At 41.5% G+C, this 13,606-nt stretch carries 14 protein-coding genes; 10 read left to right on the top strand and 4 right to left on the bottom strand.

The features are described from left to right. The 3 genes from SPV1_RS12400 to SPV1_RS12390 all read left to right on the top strand — a co-directional run. Nucleotides 1-858: AAA family ATPase (locus SPV1_RS12400; protein ID WP_009851574.1), on the top strand; the 858-nt coding region annotated here is incomplete at its 5' end. A gap of 14 nt (nt 859-872) precedes the next feature. After that, nucleotides 873-1,583: a metallophosphoesterase gene (locus SPV1_RS12395; RefSeq protein ID WP_407942779.1), complete on the top strand. Its 711-nt coding sequence runs from the start codon at nt 873-875 to the stop codon at nt 1,581-1,583. A gap of 605 nt (nt 1,584-2,188) precedes the next feature. Continuing rightward, nucleotides 2,189-2,773: an NIF family HAD-type phosphatase gene (locus SPV1_RS12390; RefSeq protein WP_009851571.1), complete on the top strand. Its 585-nt coding sequence runs from the start codon at nt 2,189-2,191 to the stop codon at nt 2,771-2,773. A 26-nt stretch (nt 2,774-2,799) separates the two neighbouring features. Here the strand turns inward: SPV1_RS12390 and SPV1_RS14410 are convergent, their stop codons facing one another. From SPV1_RS14410 to SPV1_RS12375, 4 genes are all read right to left on the bottom strand, one after another. Beyond that, nucleotides 2,800-3,582, bottom strand: coding sequence for a hypothetical protein (locus SPV1_RS14410; protein WP_155806681.1), 783 nt, complete (start codon nt 3,580-3,582; stop codon nt 2,800-2,802). Nucleotides 3,583-4,072: 490 nt separating this feature from the next. Further along, nucleotides 4,073-5,089, bottom strand: a complete 1,017-nt coding sequence (locus SPV1_RS12380; protein ID WP_009851569.1) for an AcrVA2 family anti-CRISPR protein — start codon at nt 5,087-5,089, stop codon at nt 4,073-4,075. A gap of 60 nt (nt 5,090-5,149) precedes the next feature. Further along, nucleotides 5,150-5,608 carry a hypothetical protein gene (locus SPV1_RS14405; protein WP_155806679.1) on the bottom strand — a complete coding sequence of 153 codons (459 nt, stop codon included), beginning with the start codon at nt 5,606-5,608 and terminating at the stop codon, nt 5,150-5,152. 138 nt (nt 5,609-5,746) lie between these two features. After that, nucleotides 5,747-6,457: a hypothetical protein gene (locus SPV1_RS12375; protein ID WP_009851568.1), complete on the bottom strand. Its 711-nt coding sequence runs from the start codon at nt 6,455-6,457 to the stop codon at nt 5,747-5,749. Nucleotides 6,458-6,707: 250 nt separating this feature from the next. Here SPV1_RS12375 and SPV1_RS12370 point away from each other — a divergent pair, with 250 nt between their 5' ends. The 7 genes from SPV1_RS12370 to SPV1_RS14040 all read left to right on the top strand — a co-directional run bounded on the left by SPV1_RS12370 (nt 6,708) and on the right by SPV1_RS14040 (nt 13,596). Next, a complete protein-coding gene (locus SPV1_RS12370; RefSeq protein WP_009851567.1) occupies nt 6,708-8,426 on the top strand; it encodes a type I restriction-modification system subunit M in 1,719 nt (572 codons plus the stop codon). Continuing rightward, the gene (locus SPV1_RS12365; RefSeq protein ID WP_009851566.1) at nt 8,426-8,836 is read left to right on the top strand and encodes a hypothetical protein; all 411 of its coding nucleotides are present in this window, start codon (nt 8,426-8,428) and stop codon (nt 8,834-8,836) included. The genes SPV1_RS12370 and SPV1_RS12365 overlap by 1 nt, the downstream gene beginning before the upstream one ends. Continuing rightward, nucleotides 8,826-10,043, top strand: a complete 1,218-nt coding sequence (locus tag SPV1_RS12360) for a restriction endonuclease subunit S (protein WP_081442006.1) — start codon at nt 8,826-8,828, stop codon at nt 10,041-10,043. The genes SPV1_RS12365 and SPV1_RS12360 overlap by 11 nt, the downstream gene beginning before the upstream one ends. Before the next feature lie 3 nt (nt 10,044-10,046). Next, nucleotides 10,047-10,958, top strand: a complete 912-nt coding sequence (locus SPV1_RS12355; protein WP_009851564.1) for a toll/interleukin-1 receptor domain-containing protein — start codon at nt 10,047-10,049, stop codon at nt 10,956-10,958. A gap of 5 nt (nt 10,959-10,963) precedes the next feature. Further along, complete coding sequence (locus SPV1_RS12350; RefSeq protein ID WP_009851563.1) at nt 10,964-12,166, top strand: hypothetical protein; 1,203 nt, start codon at nt 10,964-10,966, stop codon at nt 12,164-12,166. 102 nt (nt 12,167-12,268) lie between these two features. Next, nucleotides 12,269-13,195, top strand: coding sequence for an Abi family protein (locus SPV1_RS12345; protein WP_009851561.1), 927 nt, complete (start codon nt 12,269-12,271; stop codon nt 13,193-13,195). Next, complete coding sequence (locus SPV1_RS14040) at nt 13,180-13,596, top strand: hypothetical protein (RefSeq protein WP_155806677.1); 417 nt, start codon at nt 13,180-13,182, stop codon at nt 13,594-13,596. Before SPV1_RS12345 ends, SPV1_RS14040 begins: the two co-directional genes overlap by 16 nt. Nucleotides 13,597-13,606 lie beyond the last annotated feature (10 nt).

Below are 13,606 nucleotides of genomic sequence, written 5' to 3'. Positions count from 1 at the left end.
GTCGCTCAGCCGGATGGTTACGAGGGTATCCTGAATGCGCTTGAACTGAAGTATCCGCATTTTGGGAATGTTACTGATTTCCTCCGGAATCGGATGCGGCTTAATGCTCTGAAGAAGCATCCTATTCTGAACTTTGGAGCCAACTTGTTGCTTAATGGTCCTGCCGGTTGCGGGAAGAGTTCGTTCATGCTTGAACTCGCTGAGAGCTTTGAAACTAAGTTTGTATCCGTTTCATGCGCCTCGGCCACGAATGGTTTTGACCTGACTGGATTAAGCGCCGGTTGGGGGAATGGTAAGGCCGGAAAGATACATGCTGTGCTTGCTGACGAGCGTTGTCCTAACCCATTTGTGCTGCTGGATGAGCTGGATAAAACCGGCGATGACAATGATAGGCATAGCTTTACTGGTGCTCTTTTTGGCTTACTTGAGAAAAATAACGCCAAAAAGTTCACAGATGAGTTCGTTGGCGTTGAGATGGATGCAAGCATGATTAACTGGTTTGGTACCAGTAATGATACGGCGTGCATGGATACAGCGATTCTGGACCGTTTTACGGTGCTTCAGGTTAATGCACCCAGCAAGAAGGATTTGCTGAAAATCATTCCGCATATATTCCGCCAAACAGTGTTACAACATGAGCTACAGGAGGTGTTCACAACAGAAATAAACGCTGATGTTGTTCAAGCTTTATCGACCCAAGAATCGGTCTCAATTAGGCGAATCAAAGCATCTCTTGAGACCGCCCTTGCGAATGCTGCTGTCAGGGTTAAGAAGGATGGGAAGAAGGTATTCCTAACCACCGAAGATTTGCCGAAAGAGAGTGAGAAAAATGTTAAGCAGCGAATGGGGTTTATCTGATGATTAGGATACGAGTGTTGTCGGATATTCATCTTGAGGATGGGGATTTCGATGTGCCTGATGTTGAGGCTGATGTTGTTGTTCTGGCGGGAGATATCGGTGTTGGTGTTGAAGGTATTCTGTGGGCCAAGGAGAGCTTTGATTTGCCGGTAGTGTATGTAGCTGGCAACCATGAATATCATGATTCTGTGTTTACCATGGATGAGCATATGGCGATGATGAAGGCAGCGGTGGAAGGGTCGAATGTCAGGGTTCTGGATAATAATTCTGTTGTTATTGGTGGTGTGAGGTTTTTGGGCACAACGCTATGGACTGGGGCGAGCCAGCTATTGCCATGTGACCAGAATATCATGATGGATTGGGATGTGGATGATGGTTATTTTTCAGTTGATTCATTGCAGCGTATTCATTCGCAGAATGTTGAATGGCTCGAGCGGGAACTAAGCAACTCATATGGCGGTAAAACCGTAGTCATTAGCCACCATGCTCCTTCGTTGAGCAGTGTTCACCAGAAGTATGATAAGCACCCTCAGAAAGATTGCTATGTCACCTCTCTGGAATGGTTGATGGGAGATAACATTGCTTTGTGGGTGCATGGCCATACGCATGATAGTTTTGATTATGCTGTTATGGGAACAAGGGTTGTTTGTAACCCAAGAGGTTATTCTGATTGCAATGGCTCTGAAAATGATGCCTTTGATGGAATGAAGGTAATTAATATCTGATGTGCAGCACCCGCAGCACCATATGTTTTTATACGTGCAGCGGTTGAATGCGTTGTGATATATAGGATTAAGCGATATGCAGCACATGCAGCACGTTTCTATAGGTCTCTGTAGATTTATATAGAATGCTAAAACAGAGATGGCATCAAATGTGTATTATTTTATGCATGAGCTTATGAACCACTATCTCCCCTGATGGCAGAGCTTGTGATAACAGGGGGAGAGAAAAGGCATTAGCTAATTGTTATTTGACTAATTTTTATCATATGTAAAACCGTACTGCATGTGCAGCAGGTGACAAAAAATTCATAAATAGCAACAAATTTACCGCAGCACATCGAATCAGCATGCGTGCAGCAGGTGCAGCAGCTCAATCTCTCCTCTCAGATAACATTCAGGGCAATGGGAGGATAGTGGTCCCCAGAGGCAACGATTAATGAATAAAATAAACTACATCATCATGGCAGTAGCACTATTAATGCAGCCAACAATAACTGAGATTGCAGTTGATATCGGCTTCTCAGACAGCAGGTTGTTCCCCAGCATAATAACCTCCATCCTGTGGGTTGCATGCCTGCTAATCACAATCGAATTTCGGAGACGCAATGCAAAATAAAAACAAGAAGCTATTGGTTATCGTCCCTGAAGATGTCCTATTATGCAGAGCCTTCGGAGGCGTGAAGCCATGGTATGAACCCAGCTACAGATTTGGCACCGGCATGACATCCTACCCAGTATTCCTCCGCCCTCATCTCAATGAATTCCTCAACTTCTGTCATGATAACTTCCGAGTCGCCCTCTGGTCAGAATCTTCTCCAGAATTCATTCAGGATGCCCTCCAGCGCATCTATGGTGATAAGCTGACCCCAGACACGTTCGAATTCATCTGGGGTGTTGATGAATGCGTGCCGCCATCTGATGGTAGGTATAATGTTGAAGGCATCGTCCACCGTACAAGATGCAAATCATTCGACAGAATCATTGATGCAGGATACTCAGAAGATGAGATTATCATTCTCGACGTAAACCCCAAGCACTGGGAGCCTGTATATGAGATACCAGATAGCTGCTGGATATCAGTTCTACCAATCCACAAGGTCTTCGGAAATGTCACCATTGGAGGAGAGTCTTATAGTCCAGACGATGAGACTATTCTTGACGTGATTGATGAATTGAAGAGGAAAGGCTGACTTTTGGTCGGCCTTTCTGTACCAGGTTAGAACTCATCGAGTGCATCTGGTCCAATTAATCCCAATATTGGGTCATAGCTCAAATTGGGATTATCAACTACGATATAGCCATTCCTAATTCGATAATATCCCAAAACTGCTTTTACAGGCATGGGGCACAAAAAGTCACCTTCTTTTCCTTTTTCTGAGAATGCCTCATCTTCATGTCTAGAAAGAATAGCAAGTATTGAATGCCCACAATCTGTTAAGTAGCAGTACCAACTATTTAATTCCGCAGGAAGTTGATTGTGATATTTTTTGTGTTTGTTGTATACGCCCCTAAGTCCAGACAAGATGTTAGACCTATCAATTTCTTGTTGACTTCGTTTCTGTATAGATTCTTCTGGAGTTTTATCGCAATTCCCATGTGATGTGGCATAAACCGAATCTTTAGTGTCGGAAACTGGATAAAGACATGTTTTTTTAAGTTCGTTTTCCAGCCATTCGCCAAGACTAAAACCATCTGCTGCATATGGTAGTAATTCTCCATATTGATTTTCATAAATATTACTAAAAAGTGCATTATAGATATCTATGGTATTATCAGTCGAATCACTATCAATGAGAATCCAATCATCCTTAAATGGTGATGAGCTTGCGCCTTCTGGAATAGGAATCCCTTTATCGTCAAGCTGCATTTCTGGTGTGCGAGCTAATGCTTTTAATGTCTGGTTACCAAACTTCACATTGAATCTTGCGTACCAAGTTCTGGCAGTTCCATCTGGTGTGGTTGCTTGCAGAAATTCGGGGTTAGAAAACTCAACGCTCATGACTGAAACTCCTCCTTTTTTGAGATATTTACGCAATCATTTTCAATTATTAATGGGGTCATAACTTTTGCTCCTATAAGCAGATTAACTACGATTGATAGGAGCAATTATGGGCTGGAGGAGCCTTGGGTCAGGATTTTGTAGCGTACCCCCTATGCTGCAAACAATGAGACAGAGGTCGTTTGCTTGATGTCCTGCTGCTAATTTGGACTTGTCTCATTGATGCAATCATAGGTGGTTCTTTGTCCAATTTGAGCATATACAATATCTGCATACGATATATCAAACCAAGAGCCACTCTTGTTGTTTTCCGTCAAGCTAGTCGAACTGAATCTGGCGCGACGTGACTGGTCTGAAGTGCGGCAGTAGCTGTATTAGAAGCAAAGCTGAAATTTTTTGTATTTTAATAAGGGGGTGTAGATAAATGGAGGCTGGGAGGTTTTCTCCCGGCCTATTTTCAACGAAACTTCGATTTCAAGTTTCTAAAATTTCATGTTGCTACCTTTCTTATAGTAGGTTTTAACTCTTCAGATTGCTTGAATGCAACAAGAGTTGGGGGTAGCCATTTTGCTATTAGCTTCTTTCGACCCGTTTTTGAATTTTCAATTTGCCAGTAATGGTGCCAGTGTGCACGTCTCACATGTGGTCTTTTCGTACCCTTTATTTTTGAGGACTGTTTATTGTAATTTCTAATTACTTTTCCTAGGTTGAACCCTGTTTCCCAAATGGTGGTTTTTTTTGCAGCGAAAGTTTTTTTACCTTTTCTGCGTGTCTTCTTAGGAGAAGGGTTCTGCGGTTTCATCGTTGGGTTTCTAGGGTTAATAATATCTGCATCACTGGAACAAATGTACATAATTAGAGATAACAAAGGTTCAACATTCATCGCCATGAAATCATAGAAGTTTGTTGGTATGAATTTATTTATCATTCCTAATCCATGAGCATCTCCTTGTTTTATGGCTTCAGATTTAACTGAATTCAATGAATTATTTATTGTTCCTTTTATAAGATGGAGCGGCACAGAAAGAAGCTCATCATCGGTATCGATAAGTAACCTTAGTTCATGTCTTGCACCATTACTATTTACATCCCATTCTAAATGAGCGTAAAAGCCATACATTTTCTTTCCCATCCATTGAGAATCAGGTGTTTCAATATATACACACCATTCTGGTAACTGGTAAAATATATCAACCGGTATTTCATCAATCTTGGAATTCTTTATAGATTGATATGTGTCTGGGTCAAATCTATAAATACCTTGCGTTGAGCGCCATGCAGATAAAGCACTCAATATACTATAATCTTGTACGGCAAATAAACTAGATAACATTGAGCCTTTCGTAACAATTGCAGCCGATGCAGCCATTGGGGCAAAACACCAATTGGGCCACGTTGGGATACCATCTTTACCTTGGCTGTTTCTGAACATATCCATGTGTTTCCATGCATTAGGATATTTTTGAGAAATCTCAAGTAAATGTTTTTGTTGACGTGTCTGTTTCATTATATGCCTCCAATTAGTAGTGAAAAAGTGTTATAACTTTGAGATTCGGGGTGAAAACATTCAGATGTTATCTGTATAATGTTTTTTCCTTTTATGTATAGGAAATGGCTTTAAGCAAGGGAGTTTTTTTACTAAGCGTAAAAAACATGGAAGCGTTCTTTGCTTTCCTGAGGCTGTCCAAATACTAAATTCAAATTCTCGTCCAGAGTCTCTATTTGCAGGCAAGAAATCACATTGAGAAACCTCAGTATGTATTGCATAAGGAGAACCTGTATAGTCTTCAAACATTATCTCTATAAAGTCATGTTTACCTATTGATGGGTATGCCCCTCTCGAAATGACTACATGCTCTGTTGACTGAATTTTATTCAGCAAATTCATTTGTAAATCAGGAAGAAGTAGTCTGATAGCTCCTGCATTACAACTTAAATAGACATATACTGCCTTTCCTTGCTCAATGTCAAAATAATTCGTGTATGAGATATTTACGCCATTATTTGCAATTATTAATGGGGTCATAACTTTTGCTCCTATAAGCAGATTAACTGCGATTGATAGGAGCAATTATGGGCTGGAGGAGCCTTGAGTCAGGATTTTGTAGCGTACCCCCTATGCTACAAACAATGAAATAGAGGTCGTTTGCTTAATGTCCTGCTGCTAATTTGGATTTGTCTCACTGATGCAATCATAGATGGTTCTTCGTCCAATTTGAGCATATACAATATCTGCATACGATATACCAAGCCAAGACCCACTCTGTTGTTTTTTTACTTCATGTAATTCAGGCCAAAAAAGGCGAGTAAGACTCGATGCGCTATGTCCATCATTCCACAGGTGTCTTTTTTCTATAATGGCTTGGATTTCTTTGCATGCTTTGTCTCTAAATGGAGACCGATTACCCTTTGAAATCTTGCCACCTATTGAGCCGTTCTCCTGATAGAATTCCAAACTGAATTTATCAGGAAGCTCTTTATCATGAAAACCAATAACCTTGCCAATTATTAGATTTGCCTGAGACATTTCCTGCCATGCAAAACTAATGGCCATTCGGTCAAAAAGAAGAATAGATTTTTCGATTCTTTTTATTGCTTCACATACAAGAGCTATGTCAAAAGGAAGTTCCTTACTCTTACTTTTCCAATATTCATTATCTTTGTTTGATGTTAGGCCATTTACTATATTGGCCGTTGCTTCATTCGTGCGAAGCACATCCTTATAGGTAAAACCTTTTGGGAGATGTTTTACTGACAGTCTTGCTACTTGTTGGGCTGCGGCGAAAAGAGGATGCGATTCATTATATGGATATGAGGTAGAAATTTTTGGCTCTAACCAATTAAATTTGAAACCAAATAACTCTTCACTATTCATAAGCCAACGCTCCTCCCTGAAGTGTGAGAGGAAGGTTATGCAAATATCCGGCGGATTCCATTTTTCTTTATCATTCGGAACGAAGAGCTTCGCCTCAGGACTGCCTGAATGATTTATATTTGATGCAATCCATCTTCATTGATGCTGACAAATGCCATAATGAACACACCCTTGCTTCAAATTTAAATCAAAATTCTTCCCGAATAAAAAATAAAGGGTAACCTGTTGCGGACGATTGGGAGGTCATCCATTGAGTAAGATTACACTTCAACAGCTTGAATCATTCCTGTGGGAAACAGCAGATATTCTTCGTGGCAATATGGATGCCAGTGAGTTCAAGGATTATATCTTTGGTATGCTGTTCCTGAAGCGCCTTTCTGATGCATTTGAAGAAGAACAGGAAAAGGTTGTTGCTCACTATCTTAGCGTTGGCAAAACACAAGCTCAGGCTGAGGAATTGGCTCAGGACGAGGATGAGTATGACAACACCTTCTTTGTGCCGGAGCGGGCACGCTGGAGCTATCTGAAGGACCTACATCACGATATTGGTGCAGAATTAAACAAAGCTACTGAGGCGATTGAAGAAGCGAACACCACCTTGGAAGGCGTGCTGGTCTCCATCGACTTCAATATTAAGAACAAGCTTTCCGATAAAAAGCTACGTGACCTGATTTCCCACTACAGCAAATACCGCCTCCGAAATGAAGACTTTGAAAAGCCGGACCTGCTCGGAACCGCATACGAATACCTTATCAAAATGTTTGCCGATTCAGCGGGTAAGAAAGGAGGAGAGTTCTATACACCGAGCGAGGTCGTGCGTCTCTTGGTGTCACTCCTGAAGCCGGAAGCTGGCATGAGAGTCTATGACCCGACCGTTGGTTCAGGTGGCATGCTGATTCAGACACGCAACTATCTGGCATCTCATGGTGAGAACCCCCGTGACCTTGCCCTATATGGTCAGGAAATGAACCTGAACACATGGGCAATCTGCAAGATGAATATGTTCCTGCATGGCGTATTCAATGCGGACATACGCAAGGGAGATACGCTTAGAGACCCTGCACATATTCAGCATGGCGAACTGATGCATTTCGACAGAGTAATAGCCAATCCTCCTTTCTCTCTGAAGAAATGGGGTAAGGATGAAGCCGATAATGATGCCTATGGTCGTTTTCCATATGGCACACCGCCTAAGGACGCTGGAGACCTTGCATTCGTTCAACACATGATTGCCTCTCTGAATGCAGAGGGAAAGATGGGTGTGGTCATGCCTCATGGCGTGTTATTCCGTGGCTCCAGTGAGAAGGCTATTCGCAAGGGCATCCTCCAAGATGATTTGCTGGAAGCTGTGATTGGACTGCCTTCAGGCTTGTTCTATGGCACAGGAATTCCAGCGTGTCTGTTGATAATTAACAAACAAAAGGCAGATGAGCGTAAGGGCAAGGTGTTATTCATCAATGCTGAGCTGGAGTATGAAGAGGGCAAGAACCAGAACAAGCTCAGAGATGAGGATATTGCCAAAATTACTGCGACGTTTGAGAACTATGAAGAGATTAAGCGTTATTCTCATATCGCTACTCTGTCAGAGATTGAGGAGAATGATTTTAACCTGAATATCCGTCGCTATGCTGATACGTCACCGCCACCAGAAATCTACGATGTTAGAGCCATCCTGCATGGCGGTATTCCCGTTCGTGAAGTTGAGGATGAATATATTCAGGAAGAGATACTGGATGGGTTTGATGTATCTGTGGTATTTAATCGAAGAGATGATGACTACTACGAGTTTAAGCCTGAGATTGAGAGCAAAGAATCTATTCGGGAGTTTGTTGGACTGGATGACCAGAAGGTTATCGCTCAGATTGAGCGCTGGTGGGATAAGTACAAGGTGAGTTTGAAGGAACTGGATGCTGAGGTGGATGAGGCTGAAAGCGTGATGAAGGGGTATTTGCAGGAGCTTGGGTACTGATGCCTGTATTAGAGCTAAGCGCCAGTGAATGGTTATCAATTATCAGCCATGCAAAAAAGTGGCTTACCAACCTGAGGAGAGCGAAGGAAAGCAGAAAGGAAGAGTCCAAGGAGGCTATTCGGGCTGTAATTACTGCTATCCGAAAAACAACATTGTATTTACGACAGGCAGAGCAGGAAGGTAAGTCCTATGAACGTGAAGAAGGCTTATCTATGGAGTGGACAAGGCTATCATTTAAGCTCGAAGACTTGGGATTAAAGGACTTGGCAAGGAAATGTATGCTTAAAGGAAAATATTGGGCGGACCCTAAGACAATTGACTCTAAAACATTAGAACGGGCTGAGATGAAGTTGTCCGAAGTGGAGGCCTTAGCAGCTTCCCTGTTAGAGGAGTTCAGTAATGATTCCTGAAGGGTGGAAAAAATATCGAATTGAAGATATTTGCGATGTCGTTGGTGGAGGAACCCCCGAACGGTCAAGGTCGGACTTTTGGAATGGTTGCATTCCTTGGGTCTCTCCAACAGAAGTAACATCCCTTTCTGGTCGATATATCGAAAAAACAAAGGAATATATCTCGGATGAAGGGTTGGCAAGGAGTTCCGCTAAATTACTCCCTGTCGGGACAGTTTTAATGACCAGCAGGGCAAGTATCGGATACCCTGCAATAAATTCTGTACCTATGACAACAAACCAAGGGTTTCAATCTTTGAAGTGCAGGGAAAAAGTCTATAACGAGTATCTTTATCAATTAATATTGTTTGTTAGGCCTGAATTAGAGAAGATGTCTGCTGGTAGTACGTTCCAAGAAATTTCAAGTACTAACGTAAAAGCAATAAAACTTCTACTCCCCCCTCTCCCCGAACAAAAGAAAATCGCTTCCATCCTAACCTCCGTAGACGAAGTAATAGAGAAACAGGAAGCCCAAATATCCAAGCTCCAAGACCTGAAGAAAGCCATGATGCAGGAGCTGCTTACCAAAGGAATCGGGCATACTGAGTTCAAGGACAGCCCTGTTGGGATGATTCCGAAGGGGTGGGAGGTGGTTAGGCTTGGCAAATATGTAAAGCTTCAAGGTGGGTATGCATTTAAGAGTGAAAACTTTACAGATAAAGGTGTACCAGTAGTTCGGATATCAAATATTTCTAAGTCAGGCGATGTAGATTTGTCTAATGCTGCATTTCATGATGAAATAAATATTTCGGAAGCTTTTGAGGTCAGTCATTCAGATAGTCTAATAGCAATGTCTGGAGCGACAACAGGCAAAGTTGGGAGATATAACTTCAGGGAAAAAGCATACCTCAATCAACGTGTTGGTAAGTTTGTATCAAAAGGAATGGTTGAGATGAGTTATATCCATCACGTCGTAAGCTCTTCATCTTTTACTGAGAAGCTCTTGATAGATGCGATTGGAGGAGCACAACCTAATATCAGTGGTGGACAGATTGAGGGGGTGGAAATTGCATTTCCACCATTGGATGAGCAAAAAAATATTTCGTCCATATTGGACTCAATTGATAATGCAGTAGGTGCAAAACAATTGAAATTAATGCATATCAAGTCTTTAAAAAAATCCCTGATGCAAGACCTGTTAACAGGTAAAGTAAGGGTTATGGTTTAACAGATGACCATATTTATTAGCTATTCGCATGCAGATAAAGATAGAGTTGATTTACTTGCAGGAAATATGGTTAAAAGAAATGCTCAGGTATGGGTGGATAGATGGGAGCTGAGTGTTGGTGACTCATTAATTCAGAGAGTCCAAGAAGCCATAACAGAATCCGATGCGCTTCTAATTGTTCTGTCAAAAGCATCAGTAGAGTCTGAGTGGTGTAAAAAAGAGCTAAGTGTAGGTCTAATTAGAGAGCTTGAAGAGAAACGAGTAGTTGTTCTACCTGTGCTTTTAGAAGATTGTGAAATCCCATTATTTCTTCGTGATAAAATGTATGCAGATTTGAGGGTCGATTTTGATGCAGGTCTGCACTCAATTTTGGAAGCAGTAGCAAAGGTCTCAAATCCAAACCAAAGCAGATTTTCTGGTGACGAAGGGTATGTGGATTGGGCTGTTGACTGGGGAGATGTTGACGGTCTTTTTTTTCTTAGGTTTACAATTATCAATGCAAACGTAGCTACGAATTTGAAAATGACTTTTCTAATAGAAATTAATGTCATTTGTAATGAAGTGTTAACAGCCAGGCAAAAACAATTTCAGAATGCAGGACTTGATTGGGTAGGTCGGAATATAATAGCTGAAGCTCTTTTTGATTTTGGAGATAAGGAAAATTTCCATTTGGTTCTCGATAGTACTTTACCTAAAAAGTTTGAGGGGGCGATAGGTGATATCACGCGTGGAGCTGTGTATGATGTTGTTGTAACTTGTCGTAGGCTTGGTGAAGATAATGGTAAAGACCAAGTGATTAATATAAGTAATTACCTTAAAGATATTAGAGAGTACATGCACACTATCTCTAAGAAGTTAACACCCGACGAGCAGCAAAGGCTTATGAAGATAATTGCTACTCCCATGGGGACATAGTTTGCATGAGTAAAAAGAAGTCGTTAATTAAGCTTATAAGGCAAAAGCCTATTGGTAGTATCGATACTGCAATAGGAAAAGTATTTTTATTTCCAGATGTGTCAGTGAGTGACTTAACAGGCATTAGCGAGGACCTTGCTGATGGGATTGAAAATATTGAGTCGGAAGCTTATGTGAGGGTTTTGTTCAGGTATTTATGCCATAGAGAAAACTCTCTTGATAATGATAAATCAAAACCAAATAAACCAACGCTTACAAAATCAGATATTGATATGTTATCTGTTGAAGAATTGGAAGAAATAGCTTCTGTTTATCTCAAGCATAATGAACGTCTATACAAAAAAGAAGAAACTGATGCAGAAACAGGTATGCGTGTGTTCGGCAATGTTGAGCATCCTAAAGAAGATAATGAAAGCAACGTGTCTTACCTTTACCGCTTATCAGTAATCGACCATGAGAAACGTAATAAACAAATCGAGGCGATATGGAAAAAGTTTTCTGGAGCTTCAAACTTTTCTTCAAAATTAACTGAAACCTTATCTGAAACACTTCACATGGGAGACTCTTTAAAGGCATCGGTTGAGCGAATTAGAAGAGCCTCGCAGTTGCCAAAAATTGCAGTCCAACCTAAAGATTTAAGCAATGAATTAATACTGCGACAGCAAGAGTTATATCAACTGGAAGAAGAGAAAAGAGCTAAACCCTTCAAAGACTTAGCCGAACGACTTGATTTGCTAATTGATACTTCTACGCAGTCGGCTGAATTTATGGCAGAGGCAAATAGCAATCAGGTGCAGATTGCAAATGAGATAAAATCATCTGGAGATAGTGCATCAAAGTTTTCAAAGTGGAGTATCTTTTTTACTGTAGTAGTGATTTCACTTTCAATATATACAATCTGGAGTGATATTCAGGCTGGAAATATTCAGCAAGAACTTTTGAAAAAGTATTCTGAAGAAATTTCAGAAAAATTGGTTGGCATTAATTCAGGATTGAGTCGAAGAGAGTCTCAAGCTGCTAAAGAAATAGAGTTATTAGGAAAAAGTATCGACTATTCTGCCATGACTCAATCTGAAACAGTTGCGTTAATTAATCACCAACGAGATGAAATTTCAAACTTAACAAAATCGAATGCAGCTCTGGAAAAGATTATCAAACAGCTTGAAGAGCGCCTTAAGGCACTTGAAAAGCAAAAAGAAAGTAAATGATGGACAATATAGATATTGAAATGTTAACACCAGTCAACTATAATGCGGGGCATCAACACCCGCCTCGCCTCTCCCTGAAGCGCATTTTTGGCGGGTTTTTTTATGCCTGAAAAACAAGCCTACGATAAGCCAGCTCTTACCATTGATGAGCAGATTGACCTGCTAATTAACCGTGGTTTATCCGTTCCTGACAGAGAACGGGCAGCTCATTACCTTCGTTACATCAGTTATTATCGACTAAGCATTTACGCTCGAACCCTACAAGTTTCAGAATCCACAGAGCATCAGTTTCAAGATGGCACAACTTTCGATGATGTACTCAAGCTGTACACTTTCGACAGAGAACTCCGCCTGCTGGTTATGGATGCCATTGAGCGGATTGAAGTGGCGCTACGTGGCACAATAGCATATGAGTTCTCCATTGGTGCCGGACCAAACTGGTATGCCGACCCTTCCTTGTTTAAAGACTCCTATCGATTTAACCATGCCAAAGAGATGTCACGCATCGAAAAGCTCTGTAACAAGTCTCACGAAGTATTTATGAAGCACCATAGGGAAACCTATGATTCATTACCGCCAAGCTGGAAACTGGTTGAAGCAATGACTGTTGGTGAAATCGAACGCATCTTTTTTAACATGGATGCCAACAACAAAACAGTTAAAGATGCCCGATACCGCATTGCCAATAGCTTGGGTATTCCGGTCAGGTTGTTGCTCTCATGGTTCAAACCTATTTGCCTGCTTAGAAATATTTGCGCCCATCACGGAAGGTTGTGGAACCGAAAACTGATTTACCGATTCGATATACCTCGGAACCCGAATATTCCATGGGTTAGTCATGACGTGGGAGACAGGCAGAAGGTATATGCATACTTGTGCATGGTGGAAGCGTTGATGAAGCGCATTAATCCACACTCAAGCTGGAGCAAGCGATTAATTGAGTTGCTGGGTAACCATCCGGACATTCCGATTCAATATATGGGGTTTCCGGAGGGTTGGAGCGATGATGAGTTTTGGGGCATGAAATAGCTATGGGACATGGGCTTTGTGTTGAGTGCAAGAACTGTGATTATGGTGAGAGCTTTATGCTTGGTGTTGGTATGCAGTATAACTCTCTTATGAATGTGATTTCATGTCTGAAGGGAGCGGCCAGAAATAAGGTTGTAGATATCTTGGAAAACCACCATGTTATGGACGGTGAGTTTGAGCACCGGCTCTACGCATGTCCGAATTGTAATACGCTGCATGAACGCTTTTATGTGCATCTAGAATATGATGACGGAAAGGCTTTTGAGGTGGCTTTTCGGTGCGGTAAATGTAGGACTCCTCTTGAAGTTGTCGATGAGAATGTGCTGGTGCTTGAAAGATATGCCTGCAAGTCATGTGGTAAGAGGGAGCTGGAGAGAGGAGCAGAAATGTTATGGGATTGAACTGGAGGGA

It is taken from the genome of Mariprofundus ferrooxydans PV-1 (assembly GCF_000153765.1).
Classification (GTDB): domain Bacteria; phylum Pseudomonadota; class Zetaproteobacteria; order Mariprofundales; family Mariprofundaceae; genus Mariprofundus; species Mariprofundus ferrooxydans.
The sequence above is the reverse complement of the archived record's forward strand: the minus strand, read 5'-3'. Positions and strand labels throughout refer to the sequence as shown.

Bases quoted from the DNA above. Each gene is read 5' to 3' on its own strand.
- SPV1_RS12390 (WP_009851571.1), top strand. From the start codon at position 2,189: ATGCAAAATAAAAACAAGAAGCTATTGGTTATCGTCCCTGAAGATGTC.
- SPV1_RS14410 (WP_155806681.1), bottom strand. From the start codon at position 3,582: ATGAGCGTTGAGTTTTCTAACCCCGAATTTCTGCAAGCAACCACACCA.
- SPV1_RS12380 (WP_009851569.1), bottom strand. From the start codon at position 5,089: ATGAAACAGACACGTCAACAAAAACATTTACTTGAGATTTCTCAAAAA.
- SPV1_RS14405 (WP_155806679.1), bottom strand. From the start codon at position 5,608: ATGACCCCATTAATAATTGCAAATAATGGCGTAAATATCTCATACACG.
- SPV1_RS12375 (WP_009851568.1), bottom strand. From the start codon at position 6,457: ATGAATAGTGAAGAGTTATTTGGTTTCAAATTTAATTGGTTAGAGCCA.
- SPV1_RS12365 (WP_009851566.1), top strand. From the start codon at position 8,426: ATGCCTGTATTAGAGCTAAGCGCCAGTGAATGGTTATCAATTATCAGC.
- SPV1_RS12360 (WP_081442006.1), top strand. From the start codon at position 8,826: ATGATTCCTGAAGGGTGGAAAAAATATCGAATTGAAGATATTTGCGAT.
- SPV1_RS12355 (WP_009851564.1), top strand. From the start codon at position 10,047: ATGACCATATTTATTAGCTATTCGCATGCAGATAAAGATAGAGTTGAT.
- SPV1_RS12350 (WP_009851563.1), top strand. From the start codon at position 10,964: ATGAGTAAAAAGAAGTCGTTAATTAAGCTTATAAGGCAAAAGCCTATT.
- SPV1_RS12345 (WP_009851561.1), top strand. From the start codon at position 12,269: ATGCCTGAAAAACAAGCCTACGATAAGCCAGCTCTTACCATTGATGAG.